Source organism: Pontibacter diazotrophicus (assembly GCF_003367245.1).
Classification (GTDB): domain Bacteria; phylum Bacteroidota; class Bacteroidia; order Cytophagales; family Hymenobacteraceae; genus Pontibacter; species Pontibacter diazotrophicus.
Window position 1 is genome coordinate 38,045 of sequence record NZ_QRGR01000018.1, and the last position, 14,619, is coordinate 52,663.

The 14,619-nt window shown below is 46.5% G+C and carries 16 protein-coding genes; 9 read left to right on the forward strand and 7 right to left on the reverse strand.

The annotated features are described in order from the left end of the window. Window positions 1-27: 27 nt before the first annotated feature. A complete protein-coding gene (locus DXT99_RS15975; RefSeq protein ID WP_115566684.1) occupies window positions 28-1,302 on the reverse strand; it encodes an MFS transporter in 1,275 nt (424 codons plus the stop codon). A gap of 319 nt (window positions 1,303-1,621) precedes the next feature. Between DXT99_RS15975 and DXT99_RS15980 the strand changes: the two genes are divergently transcribed. From DXT99_RS15980 to DXT99_RS16015, 8 genes are all read left to right on the forward strand, one after another. Next, window positions 1,622-2,056: a hypothetical protein gene (locus DXT99_RS15980; protein ID WP_115566581.1), complete on the forward strand. Its 435-nt coding sequence runs from the start codon at window positions 1,622-1,624 to the stop codon at window positions 2,054-2,056. A gap of 334 nt (window positions 2,057-2,390) precedes the next feature. Then, entirely contained in the window at window positions 2,391-2,729 is a 339-nt protein-coding gene (locus DXT99_RS15985; protein ID WP_115566582.1) for a hypothetical protein, read from the forward strand. 265 nt (window positions 2,730-2,994) lie between these two features. Beyond that, window positions 2,995-3,369, forward strand: coding sequence for a group III truncated hemoglobin (locus DXT99_RS15990; protein ID WP_115566583.1), 375 nt, complete (start codon window positions 2,995-2,997; stop codon window positions 3,367-3,369). A 290-nt stretch (window positions 3,370-3,659) separates the two neighbouring features. Next, on the forward strand, window positions 3,660-4,262 hold the full coding sequence (locus DXT99_RS15995; protein WP_115566584.1) for an RNA polymerase sigma factor: 603 nt from the start codon (window positions 3,660-3,662) through the stop codon (window positions 4,260-4,262). Beyond that, on the forward strand, window positions 4,237-4,467 hold the full coding sequence (locus tag DXT99_RS16000; RefSeq protein ID WP_115566585.1) for a hypothetical protein: 231 nt from the start codon (window positions 4,237-4,239) through the stop codon (window positions 4,465-4,467). Before DXT99_RS15995 ends, DXT99_RS16000 begins: the two co-directional genes overlap by 26 nt. A gap of 19 nt (window positions 4,468-4,486) precedes the next feature. Then, the gene (gene nth, locus DXT99_RS16005) at window positions 4,487-5,167 is read left to right on the forward strand and encodes an endonuclease III (RefSeq protein WP_115566586.1); all 681 of its coding nucleotides are present in this window, start codon (window positions 4,487-4,489) and stop codon (window positions 5,165-5,167) included. Window positions 5,168-5,422: 255 nt separating this feature from the next. Next, entirely contained in the window at window positions 5,423-6,316 is an 894-nt protein-coding gene (locus tag DXT99_RS16010) for a M28 family peptidase (protein ID WP_115566587.1), read from the forward strand. A 100-nt stretch (window positions 6,317-6,416) separates the two neighbouring features. Continuing rightward, a complete protein-coding gene (locus DXT99_RS16015) occupies window positions 6,417-7,478 on the forward strand; it encodes an oxidoreductase (RefSeq protein ID WP_115566588.1) in 1,062 nt (353 codons plus the stop codon). Window positions 7,479-7,582: 104 nt separating this feature from the next. Here DXT99_RS16015 and DXT99_RS16020 read toward each other — a convergent pair whose 3' ends face one another. From DXT99_RS16020 to gldB, 3 genes are all read right to left on the reverse strand, one after another. Then, window positions 7,583-8,080, reverse strand: coding sequence for a DUF4890 domain-containing protein (locus DXT99_RS16020; RefSeq protein ID WP_181885148.1), 498 nt, complete (start codon window positions 8,078-8,080; stop codon window positions 7,583-7,585). A gap of 288 nt (window positions 8,081-8,368) precedes the next feature. Further along, window positions 8,369-9,565 carry a glycosyltransferase family 4 protein gene (locus DXT99_RS16025; RefSeq protein ID WP_115566590.1) on the reverse strand — a complete coding sequence of 399 codons (1,197 nt, stop codon included), beginning with the start codon at window positions 9,563-9,565 and terminating at the stop codon, window positions 8,369-8,371. A gap of 129 nt (window positions 9,566-9,694) precedes the next feature. Further along, window positions 9,695-10,699, reverse strand: coding sequence for a gliding motility lipoprotein GldB (gldB, locus tag DXT99_RS16030; RefSeq protein WP_115566591.1), 1,005 nt, complete (start codon window positions 10,697-10,699; stop codon window positions 9,695-9,697). Window positions 10,700-10,773: 74 nt separating this feature from the next. Here gldB and DXT99_RS16035 point away from each other — a divergent pair, with 74 nt between their 5' ends. Beyond that, window positions 10,774-11,445 carry a porin family protein gene (locus tag DXT99_RS16035; RefSeq protein WP_115566592.1) on the forward strand — a complete coding sequence of 224 codons (672 nt, stop codon included), beginning with the start codon at window positions 10,774-10,776 and terminating at the stop codon, window positions 11,443-11,445. 80 nt (window positions 11,446-11,525) lie between these two features. Here the strand turns inward: DXT99_RS16035 and DXT99_RS16040 are convergent, their stop codons facing one another. The 3 genes from DXT99_RS16040 to DXT99_RS16050 all read right to left on the reverse strand — a co-directional run bounded on the left by DXT99_RS16040 (window position 11,526) and on the right by DXT99_RS16050 (window position 14,566). Continuing rightward, window positions 11,526-13,118 (reverse strand): Rne/Rng family ribonuclease, encoded by a 1,593-nt coding sequence (locus DXT99_RS16040; RefSeq protein ID WP_115566593.1) that lies wholly within the window; start codon window positions 13,116-13,118, stop codon window positions 11,526-11,528. 213 nt (window positions 13,119-13,331) lie between these two features. Beyond that, the gene (locus tag DXT99_RS16045; protein ID WP_246000770.1) at window positions 13,332-14,198 is read right to left on the reverse strand and encodes a tetratricopeptide repeat protein; all 867 of its coding nucleotides are present in this window, start codon (window positions 14,196-14,198) and stop codon (window positions 13,332-13,334) included. Window positions 14,199-14,260: 62 nt separating this feature from the next. After that, entirely contained in the window at window positions 14,261-14,566 is a 306-nt protein-coding gene (locus DXT99_RS16050) for an HU family DNA-binding protein (RefSeq protein ID WP_115566595.1), read from the reverse strand. Between the last annotated feature and the right edge of the window lie 53 nt (window positions 14,567-14,619).

Here is a 14,619-nt window from a genome sequence, read left to right on the forward strand (position 1 = left end):
GCTTTCTTATTTTAGGAGAGTTCCTGCTCAGGCAGGCTCCATCTCCGGTTCAGGGCTGAGATCAAGTGTGCGTAGCTTATCCGCTTTTAAACCGGTAACACCCACTACCACCAGCGTCATGATACCGCCAAACAACACAGCAGGTACCACCCCCATCAGCTTCGCCGTAAAACCAGACTCAAAAGCTCCAATTTCGTTAGAAGAACCCACAAAAATATTATTCACCGACGATACCCGGCCCTTCATATATTCGGGCGTAAGGGTATGGATGAGCGTGGAGCGGATAATAACGCTGATGCTATCGAAGGCACCACTCAGAGCCAGCAGCACAAGAGAGAACCAGAAGCTGGTAGAAAGGCCAAAAAGGATAATACACATACCAAAACCCGCCACGGACCACAGCATCTTTTTACCGGCATCCGCCCTGATAGGGTAATAGGCCATCAGCACCGCCATCAGCACAGAGCCTACGGCCGGAGCAGCCCGCAGGAAGCCAAGCCCCTGCGGCCCCGTTTCCAGAATATCAGACGCAAAGATGGGCAGCAGGGCCACCGCTCCGCCAAACAGCACCGCAAACAAATCCAGCGAAATGGCGCTCAGAATCACCTGGTTCCCGAATACGAACTTAATGCCGGAGCGCAGGCTGTCTTTCAAATTCTGCGGGTTGATGTTCTCCGGCAATGGCTTGGCACCAATAAAAGCAAAAGCTAACAGGGAGAGCAGCACCAGGGCCGCATCAGTTGTATAGGCGGCCGTAATACCGGCAAAGCCATAGATAAGGCCACCGGCAGCCGGCCCTGCCAGCGATGCTGCCTGCCAGGTAGTGCTACTCCAGGTAATGGCATTGCCGTACAGCTGCTTGTTTGCTACCAACTGCGGCATGAAAGAGAATATCGCCGGCCCCATAAATCCGCGGGCAATGCCACTGATAAAAATAACAAGGTAGATGGGCAGCGTACCGTACTGCGCCAGCACGTTGCTTATGTCCAGCGTAAAATACAGCAGTGCCGCAGAGCAAAACAGCAGCGCCGTTACCACCACCATAATAATTTTTTTGCGCGATACCGTGTCTGCTATGTAGCCCGCATACAACGACACCACAATAGACGGAATAGCCTCTGCCAGCCCAATCAGCCCCAGCGAGAGCGGGTCCTGGGCAATATCATAGATCTGCCAGCCCACTATCACCGCCTGAATCTGCATGGCCAGCGTAATACACAAGCGAGCTACAATGTACAAACGAAACTCCGGTAGGCGGAGCACAGCATACGGATCATGCTTGCTGCGTGCCTCTTCTTTCATGCTGCCTTTCATTATAAAAGACAAAACTACAGCAAAGGCTCCACAAAACAGCAAACGAATTAATTATAAAATATCTGGTTAATTTTCTATAAATTATTATACCATGTTGTTTTTATGACGTATACTATAGTTAGGCGTAAGTTGCATATAACCTGTTCGTTAAGGCTGTTCTAAAGCTTTGAATCCTTCGGCTTGAGGAAGCTGAAAAAGTGAGTTCTATTTTTTATAGCATATTTTCATGCGTTATAGACGGTTCTGTTTACACGTAAGAACTCCCGCATTATTACGCAATGCTTAACGACGCTAAAAATGTCAGCATATGGCCTTTATTGAGAAATCAGAGCTCCCTTTCCTGCACCTGAGTTATCAGCAGGATATGCGAGTACTTTTCTGCAGGTGGCGTATGCCTGTGGAGTTACCTCAGTTCTCAGAGGGTTATATGGCTGCCCTGCAGTTTGCCGCTCAACAGGATGCTCATTTCTGGCTCCACGACCTGCGTCTGCGCAATAGATCCACCGAAGAGGAGCAGGACTGGTTTACCCATGTTTTTGTGCCTGCCGCAAATGAGCAATTAGGCGGCAGCAATTTTATAGCATACCTGATGACGCCTTTACAGCGTGAGAGCCTGGTGCAAATAACAGTGCCTGCAGCGGAACTTGTGAGGCACTCACTTTTTCTGACAGTACGCTATTTTACAAATGAACACGACGCACTGGAGTGGTTGAATGACTGCCGCGTTCGGGTAGTGGCTTAGAAGAGCGCCTCATGCCTTTTTGCCGTCCGGGCACTTTTACCTTCCGCATCGGGTTAAAAGAGAGCGGATTAATAAAAAGCTCATTACCGTAACATAACGGCTAAAACAGAAGTATAAAAATTCCCCGATAATGGCGCCCCAGGAAAAGGTGCCGCAGAGGCTTCTGCCCGCTTTGAATTAAGAGAATATAACCTATATTATATCTTAAAGTTATGAAAAAGGCTCCTGCATGCTCTCTCTGTAAACAATACTTTTCCAAGGGAACTCACATGTTTCCGATGCGTACCTTTATCGGACACAGTAATTAATTTTTTAACATAAATGATTTGACTACATGGAAGTACTTGACATTCGAAACCTGTTGGAGAACATCGAAAGAAAGGTGTCTCAACAGGAGATTACAACTGACGTAGCTGTAACAAAACTTATCAATACGGAAATCGCAAAGGCTATTAATCTTAAGTATAAAAAGGAGAATAAGCCGGAGGAAGATGTTTACAAGAACATTTCCTGCTCTACTGTGGAGTGCTACTTAGAGCACCTGAAAAACGTAGAGGCTAAACTTCAAAAGCCGACGCACATTTCAGCCCAGTGCTCACTTGTAGAGGAGCGTGACATTAACCGTCGCCTGTTGTTGATTCTAAACCGCATTAAAGGTTACAGCAGAAGATAAAAAACTATTCATTATTTTTTTCAACCATCCTTCGGCAAGATTCCTCAGCTCTTTCGAAGGATTTTTTATGCCCCTCCAGTTCCTTTCATCGGTCGCATGAAGTACAGGGCTTCTCTTCTCTTTCGCCTAATCTCCTTTTGCTGTTACACAACTTCTTCACTGATTTGCCTAAGGTGATGCATGTCATTTTTTTAAAGCACAGATGTGAGTAAAATTGCACTTTAAAGTCCTGAACCCATGACACATAATAAGCAGAGGATCTGAGATGAAGCGAGACATAGAAACCGAGGCAGACATCATACTGCTGGTAGACACATTTTACGATAAAGTAAACCAGGACGAGCTTCTGTCGCCTGTGTTCAACAACTTTGCCCAGGTGAACTGGCAAACCCACCTGCCTGTAATGTATAACTTCTGGAACACTGTACTGCTGGGGAAAATGGCTTACAGAGGGCAGCCTTTCCCAAAGCACCTGCGCCTCCCTATAGAAGTAAAGCACTTCGACCGCTGGATTAGCCTCTTTAGCCATACTATAGATACTCTTTTTGAAGGTGACAAGGCGATCGAAGCCAAACAAAAAGCCACCAGCATCGCAAGAGTTTTCCAGATAAAGATGAAGCTTTTCAATGCAGTAGCATAGCAATTATATTCCGTTCAGTAGTCCTTCCATACAGCGCCAATAAAAGGTTTAACTTTTGTTGGCGCTGTTTTTGTTGCAAGTACAAGTATAGGTACAGGCATTCGGCACAACGACAGGAGCACAGGTGACTGTATAATTTTCCGATTTTTTTTTCATAATAGCAGTACAAGCTATTGCACATGAAAAACGCATTATCTATATTTGATCTACACTTCAGAATAAAATTTGTTCTAACTAGTAAACGCAACAATATGATATAAAGCTTTACGTTAACCTAATGTAGCTTTAAGATGAATACAAATACCCAGCTGAGTGATTCTGCTTTGATTTCGCTCTATATCGCAGGTAAGGAGAGTGCGTTTGAACAACTAGTTAACAGGCACAAGAACAAAGTATACACAACAATTTATTTAATAGTAAAAGACTCTTATACAGCCGAAGATCTGCTTCAGGATGCTTTTATCAAAGCGATCCATACCATGAAAAGCGGCCGTTATAACGAAGAAGGTAAATTTTCTTCCTGGATTTGCCGCATTGCCCATAACCTGGCAATCGACCATTTCCGTAAAGAGAAAAGGAGCCCGATGATCACGCTGGAAGATGGCAGCAATGTGTTCAACAATATGTCTTTTTCGGAGGATTCTGCGGAGTCTCTCCAGATAAAAGAGGACACGCATGCCCGCTTGCGCGAGCTTATCCAAACGTTGCCCCAAACGCAACGGGAGGTGCTTATGATGCGGCATTACGCAGAAATGAGTTTCCAGGAGATAGCAGACGCTACCGGTGTGAGCATCAACACTGCCTTGGGTCGTATGCGCTATGCGCTCATCAACCTGAGGAAGAAGATGCTAAACAACAACATAGCGTATGATAAAAACCTCTACTCAGAATGAGCTAATCCAGTATGTGTATAACGAGTTGGCAGACGATGCCTGCGAGCAGCTGGAGTTAGCCTTAACGCAAGACTTAGAGCTAGCTGAGAGCTGCTCCGATTTGCTGATGATGCAACAGCTGTTAGATGGTGCTGCCAAAGCACCCCATCAGCGTGCCATTGATAACATATTAAATTACTCAAAAAGCTTAAGTTTGCAGTCTTAACTGATTGCAAACTTTTTTTATGCAGAAAAAGGAACGCTACAAGCTCCTGATAGAATATTTCACGCAGCATTTCCCGGAGCCGGAAACAGAGCTGGCTTATAACAACCCTTATGAGCTGATTCTGGCTGTGGTGCTGAGCGCCCAGTGCACAGACAAGCGTGTGAACATGGTAACGCCTGCGCTTTTCGAGGCTTATCCTACACCGGAACATCTGGCCACCGCCACTCCTGAAGAGGTGCTGCCGTACATCAAGAGCATTTCTTACCCCAACAACAAAGCCAAGCACCTGGCAGGGCTGGGCAAAATGCTGGTAGAGCAGTTTAACTCAGAAGTACCCAGCACGGTGGAAGAACTGGTGAAGCTGCCGGGTGTAGGCCGTAAAACAGCCAACGTTATTGTTTCCGTTATCTGGAACCAGCCTGCCATGGCTGTGGATACACACGTGTTCCGTGTAAGTAAGCGCCTGGGCCTGGTAACAAAAGCTTCAAAAACGCCTGTGGAAGTAGAGAAGCAATTAGTGGCTAACCTGCCCCGGGAACTTGTTTCCAAGGCGCATCACTGGCTTATCCTGCATGGCCGCTACATCTGTGTTGCCCGCAGGCCTAAATGCGAGGAATGCCCCCTCACCCACTTCTGTGCCTTCTTCCTGAAAAACTTCCCCAATATTCCGGACGACCCGGAGAACAAACTGGGAGGATAGATTTATTGTATGACGATAAGCAGCCTGTTTTGGAATAAAATCCACAACAGGCTGTTTGTTTTTATAACAGCTTGAAGTATTAAATCCTGAAGGAGGGCTGATACTCCTGCTACTTCACTCTGATTATGCTTTCTTCCTGCTCCTGATGCTTGCATCTGACAACGAAACAGCAAAAATAAAAGCAGAATCAGACAGTGCGGCCAAATTAACCGTAGTTTCTATAGGCACCCATCCATCTATAAGCGAAGAACTACTATGACCCTACAAGCAGACAAACAGAGACTTTATCAGGATGTGGAATTTTTAACCTCCCTCCAGCCAGCCCGAAACTACCGGAACAAGCAATCCTTAGAAGCCGCTTCGCGCTATATATATGACGAATTGCACAAGCTATCCTTCGACAAAACAGAGTACCAGGAGTTCATTGTGGGGAGTGGGGAAAAGTACAGAAATGTGTCTGCCCTCTATAAAGGTGTGCGTGAAGAACGCATCATCATAGGAGCGCATTACGACGTGAGCGGAGACCAACCCGGAGCAGACGACAATGCAAGCGCTGTGGCCGGTATGCTGGAAACGGCAAGGCTCATAGATGCATACCAACAAAAAGAAAAGCTGAACTACACACTGGAGTTTGTTGGCTATTGCCTGGAGGAGCCGCCTTTTTTCGGAACAGATGAAATGGGAAGCGCGGTGCATGCACGCCAGATGTTAAGCGAAAAGGTGCCGGTTAAATACATGATTGCGTACGAGATGATTGGCTACTTCAGCGATGCCCCCAACTCTCAGAATTTTCCTGACCCTTCTCTGAAGAGCATGTTTCCCAACACCGGCAACTTCATTGTGATAGCAGGTCACAGCTCACAGAAAGAAGTAGCTGAAACCCTGGCCAGCCGGATGCAGAAGCATTGTACCATACCCGTATACCCTGTCGCCTTTCCGGTGACAAATGGCCTGGCAAACTTATCAGATCATCGCAGTTACATCAAGCATGGCTACAATGCGGTGATGGTAAATGATACCTCCTTCCTGAGAAATCCGCATTATCATATGCCGACAGACACCATTGACACTTTGGATTTTGAAAGAATGGGAGACGTGGTAAACGGCGTTACAGGTATGCTTATCTCCATGAACGAAGAAATTAAATAGAATTTTTTTTAGAACCGGAATTCTGCATTAATATAAATTTCTGCTTAACTTAACAGCCGCATACTTCTCTACAACCTATTCGTTACACCCTATTCGTATTATGAGCAAACTTGTTAATGTAGGCCTTATCGGCTTTGGCATGGCTGGCAGCGTGTTCCATGCACCCTTCATCACCAATGTACCGGGGCTTCACCTCTCCAAAATCAGGGAAACCCGCCCGGAAAACATCGCAGTAGCGAATAAAAGGTACCCAGAAGCTACGATTGTAGGTAGTGCAAAAGCTATTTTTGAAGATGCTGCCATTGACCTGGTAGTGCTGGCCACCCCCAACAGTTCGCATCTAAGCCTGGCGAAAGAAGCTTTGCAGGCAGGAAAGCACGTGGTGGTGGAAAAGCCCTTTACCGTTACCTCTGCAGAAGCCGACGAATTAATTGCGCTGGCTGAGAGTAAGGGCAAACTTTTAACCGTATTCCAGAACCGACGCTGGGACAGCGACTTCAAAACTATCCTGAAGATAGTATCAGAAAACCTGCTGGGAGAGGTGGTGGAGTATGAAGCGCATTTCGACAGGTTCCGTAATTTTCTAAAACCCGATACCTGGAAGGAAGAAGACGCTCCCGGATCAGGCTTGTTATATGACCTCGGTTCGCACCTGATAGACCAGGCGCTGTGCCTCTTTGGTTTACCTTCTGAGGTTTCTGCAGATCTCCGCACACAGCGGGAAGACAGCCAGATAGTAGACAACTTCCACCTGATGCTCTACTACCCTAACCTGCGGGTAATTCTGAGAGCCGGCATGCTGGTTCGGGAGCAGGGCCCCCGCTACAAAATATACGGAGACAGAGGTTCCTTCCTGAAATATGGTTTAGATGTGCAGGAAGCTGCCTTAAAAGAAGGCCAGTCTCCGAAGGGCAATGCCGATTGGGGTATAGAACCGGAGGCAATCTGGGGAAAGCTGAACACAGATTTTGAAGGCCTGCACATCATTGGCAAAATAGAAAGCGAAGCTGGTGATTATAGTGCATTCTATCAAAATGTGTACAGCGCTATTTTAGGTGATGAGGAACTTGAGGTAAAGCCGGATCAGGCACGTGACACCATCAGAGTGATAGAGCTAGCCATGCAAAGCCACAAAGAAAAAAGGACTATAGCATTTTCATAAATTTCTTCCGCCGTATTCAAATACCACATTCACCAAAAACAAAGCGAGCAGGTAAACCATAAGAGGCTTGCCTGCTCGCTAACTCTTGAGGTATATTATTTATATTAACTTCTCTGCGAATGGTGGCGGTTAGTTCTGTCCTTGTACCCGTCACGGTTTCTTTCTTTGTGCTGGGCGCGCATTTCTTCACGCTGCTCCTGGTACTGGGCATATTGCTTTTTGGTGAGGATGTCTTTCAACTCAGCATCCCATTTTTCTCTGGAAGCTTGCATCTTCTCTCTGGATGCTTTCATCTCCTCCCTATTCTGATTTTTGTTGCGCTTGCCTGTATGCTTGTACTGCGCGCGCATCTCTTTAAGTTCATTTGCCTGCTTCAGATGGAGCGCCTGCAGCTTTTTAGTCTGGGATTTGTTAAGCCCCAGTTCCTCGCTCATTTTCGCTGTTCTGAGGGCAGCACGCTCTTCCGGGCTCTTACGCTCTCTCTTATCTTTTCCGTCACGTTGCTCTGTGCGGTTATTTCTTTCCTTTTGCGGTGCCTGCTGTGCAATAGAACTACCAGCAACCAACACACCTAACGATAACATCAGAATTACCTTCTTCATCTTCTTTGCATTTAAAACTGTGGGTGATAGAGTATACAGTGCAAAGGACCCGGGCCCGGAGATTTGCTTTGTCTTTAGCATATATCCAAAGCCTGTGCCAGAAATATTAAAGAAGATGAAGTGAGTGTGAAATTATTTTCTTCGCACCGGCCTCCACAGGCTTTAGTTGCTCTATGTCAGAACTGTAAGATGAAACTTTTTTATAGACTCAGGAAATGAGTAAAGCCCTTGCTAAAGAAACATAGCAGGTGCAGTTCTCTATAGATATCAAGAATGCTAAAATAAAAATTACCTGGCTACCTGCTCCAGCACCTTTTCTACCTGCCGTACCAGTTGTTGCCGATCAAATAATTTTCTGGCGATGGCTGCACCACGTGTACCTGCTGCCTCTAGCTCCTGCGGCTGCGCTAACAGCTCCTTTATCTTCTGCGCTATAGCCGCGGGCTGTTCCGCTGGTGCAAACCAGCCACAGCTATGCTCTTCAAGAAACGTTTTTGTCCAGCCGGGATTTGTTACCAGCACCGGGGTAGCACTGGCCAGGCTATCGTACATTTTAGCCGGAGAGTTGGTAGCCAACACCGGCAGATCATTGAAGGAAACGACAGAAAGGTCGGACAGTTTAAATAGTTTGAATATTTCAGTGCGGGGCTGTGGTGGTAAAAGCAACAAATTAGGCACCCGCTTCGCCAGTTCCTGCAATTGCGGCTCGTAGTAGCCGGCACCAGCAAACACAAAACGAATTTGCTGCTCCCCGGCTAAGCTTTCTATAACCTGTAGCATGGTGGGCATGTCATTTGCCCGGCCGTATGTGCCGGCGTACAACACCACCTGCTTGTCCTGTAGCTGATACTTCTGGCGCAATGCCTCCACGTCCTCCGGCTGCACAGCTTCCACCATTTCCAAGTTCGTGCCGTTGTAGTTGGTGGTAATCTTCTCCCGGCTAATGCCCAGCCCAACCACATACTCTGTCATGTCCGGGGAGAGCGTAATAATATGGCTGGCACTGCGATAGAGGCTTTTCTCCAGCTTGTACAACCTCCGTTGCATCCATTTATTTTTTACAGCGCCCATCGCAATCGGGAAGCTGGGCCAAAGGTCCTGCACCTCAAATACCCAGGGCACCCCGCGTAATCTTGCCACCTGCGCTGCTACCCAGGGTGTAGTGAGTGGCGTAGAAACAGCCCAGATGACATCAGGCTTCTGCAGCTGCATCGTCATTTTAAACGCACTGCCGGCAAAACCAACAAAAGACTTTAGGCGCTGCGTGATACCCATCTTATTTTCATAAGGCACATGGCTCTCATGTAGCTCCACTCCCGCTGGCACCCAGGTATGATTTTCTGCAATACATGTTCTCCGCCACGCGTCACTTGCCACCAGGCTAACCCGATGCTTTTGGGCCAGGTACTCTAAATAGGTATAATGGCGGGCGGTAGCGGGGCAATCAGGGGTGTTGTGGTGCTGGTTTAGTACGGCAATGTGCATTATAAATTGTTGTATTGCTTAATTGTTATATTGTTGTTCTGATGCATTTTTGAGCTAAAATCTTATTTCTACATAACCCAACTATTTAACAATTCAACAATTAAGCTATTTAGCAATCAAGAACCAAGCTTATCGCCGTCTCTCCGGCTTATACCTCGATTGATTGAATATTTTACGATAGTCAGTATCGGCCATTAATTCTGGCAGCGTTACTTCCGGGTTTCGCTCCATGTATTTGCGCACAATCTGCCAGCCCACCCATGCCCCGATACGCCCCGGAGCAGTTGGATCTATTTCAGGCGTGTTAGGGCGCTCCCCAATGTACTTATTCACCACGAAAGGGCTCTTCTCATACAGCAGGCCCTTTTCAATGAAGTGCGCCCAGATGCGGCCTTCGTTGCGGTTCACGTCTGCTATCTGCTGACTTGTATAGCTGATGATAGCTGAATCAGCCGTACAGGGTAATACCGTTTCTACAAAATAATATGCCTTTCCGATGTTCAGCATTTCAGCGAGGAGTGTTCTGTCAGAGGCATCTGTTCTGTTGTAGCGGTCCGAGAGCAGGAGCATCGCCGCCGGCACCATTTTTTCCCGCTCGTAGCGGCTCAGAATATAGTCATATACCTGCGGGCGGTAGCTGGCAGATTTACCGATAAAATAGTCCAATCCAAAAACCAGCAGGCTATCCGACACAAATAAATCGTTGCCCATGGTACCAAGCCCTGTTACAAAGGTCTTTACCTGCGGCACATAAAACTCCGGGTAATGGTATTTCACCACTTTAAATGCTCTTTCCAGTTGCTGCTGTTCCTCCTCCATATCCCCGAAGCGCTGGGAAGCCTGTTGGGCCAGGGAGTCGAGGGCCGGGTTCGTGGCCATATCGTACAAGGAAGTGAGCAACGGGGAATCAGGTGGCTGATTGCCTGCCTGTAAATACTTATCGGCAAACATCGGGTTGGCTTGCAAAAAAGCTGCAACGTCCTGCGGGGAATTTGCGTCGAAAAATGACTTCTCCAGCCGCTCAATTTGCACCGTTACAGGCACACTGGCTATTTCATCAGGTAGTTCACAGCCTTCGTCTTTGCAGCCAAAAGCAAGCAGAAGTGTTGCTAATAATAGAAATCTGTAATACATTGTTGCGTATCTTTGTACAAAAATAGGGTGTTCCTTCGTATTAGAGTAACACATAGAATAATTTAACTACACTTATGAAAAAACTTACACTCCTCATGCTGTTTTTCATCGCAGGCTTTTCAGCGATGGCACAGATTGAGATAGGCTTACAGGTATCGCCAACTATAGCTGGCAACCGTTTTATTGCAGAAGACAGGTACAATTTTGAAAAGGAAAGCAATAGCTTACGGCTTGGTGTAGGTGTAATAGCGGACTACTTCTTCGCTCAGAACTATGCCTTCAGCACCGGACTGATGTACCGCAGCAAAGGCGCTGAGATCTCTTACAACTATACCCGACAAGACGCGGGCGGCGCAACTGTTACCACCTCGGGTACAGACGACATTACGCTGCAATATATTGAATTACCGGTTTCCCTGAAGCTATTTACTAACGAAGTAGCACCCGGTACTATTGCTTATTTCCAGGTTGGTGGCTCGCTTAACACCAAAGTAGCTGCCCAGGTAAATGACCAGAAAGTTATCAACGGAGAGAGAGCGACAAAGCGGTTCAATATTTTTGAAGCGGACGTCTTACTTGGTGGAGGTGCCGAATTCCAGATTGGCCAAAGCACAAAGCTTTTCGGCGGTATTACCTATCACCGCGGGCTTACTGACATCGACGACTATTATGAAGACCTGCTTGGTGACCGAAACGTGTCGGTTAAGAACAATGGCGTTTCCATCGATTTTGGGGTAAAGTTCTAAGCAGCTACACCACTTTACTAAAAGAAGAAGCCGCTCCGATAGCTATCGGAGCGGCTTCTTCTTTTAACTGTATATCTATTTTATACTTCATCTGCTACCACACTCACTTCTGCCAGTGCAGCCCGCAGTTCAATCTCCTCGCCCCGGTCGTCCATCACTTTAAAATCCATGATGCCCAGCGAGGTGTCTTTTACCAGTGTTACCCACTTAAAGTACTTAAAGAACCACTTCATCTGCCGTGACATCAGTCCTTTTGTATAGTAGGTATACAGGAAAGGATGCAGGTACAGCGTCAGGCTTTTGTGGTTGTGGCTGGTCAGCAGGTCGTCTACCGCTGCCTCAATTTCATCTGTCACCAGTATGCTGGCTGTTATTTTACCGGTGCCGTTGCAGGTAGGGCAAACTTCCCCGGTTACAATGTTTTGTTCAGGCCTTACACGCTGTCTTGTAATCTGCATCAGGCCGAATTTAGAGATGGGGAGTACAGTAGACCTGGATCGATCTTTCTTCATTTCCTCCTTCACCACCTCATATACTTTCTGGCGGTTTTCCGGTGACTTCATGTCAATGAAGTCAACTACAATGATACCACCTATATCCCGGAGGCGCATCTGGCGGGCCACTTCTTTGGCTGCCGTCATGTTCACGTTCAGTGCGGTTGCCTCCTGATCGGTTTCGGTATTGGATTTGTTCCCACTATTCACATCGACTACATGCAGTGCTTCGGTGTGCTCTATCACCAGGTATCCGCCGCCTGGTATCGTCACTGTTTTGCCGAAAGCAGACTTTAGCTGTTTCTCAATGTTAAAGTGTTCAAAGGTCTTGGTTTTACCAGTATAATGCTTCAGGATGTTTAATTTATCCGGGGCAATGCTACTGATGTATGCTTTGATGTCGTCATAGAGCGTCGTATCGTCTACTACTATGCTGTCAAAGCTCTCGTTTAATAAATCCCTCAAGATGGATGAAGAACGGTTCAGCTCACCAATAATTTTATCATTTGGTTTTGCTATCCGAAGCGTTTTAAAGCCTTCCTCCCAGTTTGCCACCATGTTGCGCAGGTCTCTGTCGAGTTCTGCCACATCACGTCCTTCTGCCACTGTCCTGATTATTACGCCAAAATTCTCTGGCTTAATAGAGGTGATCAGTCGCTTCAGGCGCGTGCGCTCTTCCTTGCTGACGATTTTCTTGGACACACTTACCGTATTTGAAAACGGCACGAGTACCAGGTATCGGCCAGCCAGCGATATCTCGCAGGAAAGGCGTGGGCCTTTGGTTGAAATTGGCTCTTTTACGATTTGCACCAAAAGCTGCTGCCCTTTTTTCAGGACATCAGATATCTTTCCGAGTTTGTCTATCTCGGGCTCAAACTTTATCTGGTTGAGCTTTGGTGATGCGTTCTTCTGTGTTTGCGCTGCTTTAACATATTTGTTCAGTGTTCTCACATTCGCTCCCAGATCATGGTAATGCAGGAATGCATCCTTCTGGTAGCCAATGTCAATAAAAGCAGCGTTTAGGCCAGGCATTACTTTTTTTACAGTACCCAGAAAAATATCACCAACCGTATAGTCTGTGTCTTTCGACTCGAAGTGATACTCTACCAGGCGTTTGTCCTGTAAAAGCGCAATACGTTCCCCATCTTGAGTAGAATTGATAATCAGTTCGTTACTCAATTTTTCTCAAATGGTTATTTAGGATGTATAAGACCAAAGCCCACATTTGCAAAGCAAAGTGGGCCTTAAAACACTAGAAGAAATTACTTCTTCTTATGTCTGTTCTTTCTTAAGCGCTTCTTTCTCTTGTGAGTAGCTATTTTATGTCTTTTTCTTTTTTTTCCGCAAGGCATAGTCTTGTAGTTTTCGTTATATAAATATTTTTTAAATTCTTTAATTCAGTTTTGCCAGGTACTCATCCACGGAGGCTGCCAGTGCCGGGTCAGTGCTCATGCTCTTTACTTTGTTAAACAAGGCCTTGGCTTCTTCGTTTTCCCCTGTCTCTGCCAACGACACGGCCAGATAGAAGGTTCCCTCTAAGTGTGACGGGTTAACAGACACAAGTTTCCGGAAGCGTTCTACAGCCCTGTCGTACTGCCGGGACTGGATAGACAGAATGCCCAGGTTAAACAGCGCCTTCTCGTTATTAGGGTCTGATGCAAGTACCTCCCGCAGCAGCGTAATTCCCTGCATAGGGTTGGTGCTCGCAATATACGTCATCGCCACGTTTGTTTTTGCATCAAGCTCCGAAGGGTTATTCTTCAGCACCTGCTCATACATTTCGCGTGCTTTGGCGCCCAACTGATTGGCACGGTCCTGCGTTGCTGCAAAAGTAAATGCCTCATAGTACGCGTCACCGGCTTTCTTGTAGCTTTTCTCGCCTCCGCGAGCTTCTGCTGCAACTTCATAGTAATATCCGGCACTGTCGTACTTGTTAGCAGTAGCATAAGCCTCGGCCAACTCTGCAGCTATTCGCATACGTGCCTGTGCGTCGGTAGTCTTGTTAAACCTGGCACGTGCTGTAGCCAGTTCCATCAGTTGTTCCGGAGAAGCGGCTACGTGTACATCTGCTGTACCTCCCTCCGCTGTTCCGTGGTCATGGCCATCATCTTCTGAGTGGCCTTCCGGTACTGCTGCCGCGGTTTCGCCTGTGGCAAAGTTACCTTTGTCTTCTTCGTTTACAACTACTTTAGGCAAAAAGAACATAACCGCCACCAACACAATGGCTGCAACAACTATTAATATTTGTGACCGTGACATTCTTTTTACCTAAAGGTTGTATGCTGATGTAAAGTGTTTTAGATCAGCAAAGATACGAAAAATTAAGAATGAGCTAACTCCTGGATTTTCTTGCTGTTTTTGATCTTCTGGATGAAGGTCTTCGATGGCTTGAAGCTTGGGATAAAATGCTCGTCGATGATGATAGATGTGTTTTTAGAAATGTTACGAGCTACTTTTTTCGCACGCTTCTTGTTCACAAAGCTACCAAAACCTCGCACATAGATGTTGTTACCATCAGCCATAGAGTCTTTGATTACTTTGAAAAAAGCCTCTACTGTAGCCTGTACATCTGCCTTATCAATCCCTGTTTTATCAGCAACCTCTGATATTACTTCTGCTTTAGTCACTTTCTTAGATTTATATAATTAATAATAAGTTAACTTTCAATACTTTAGTGTCA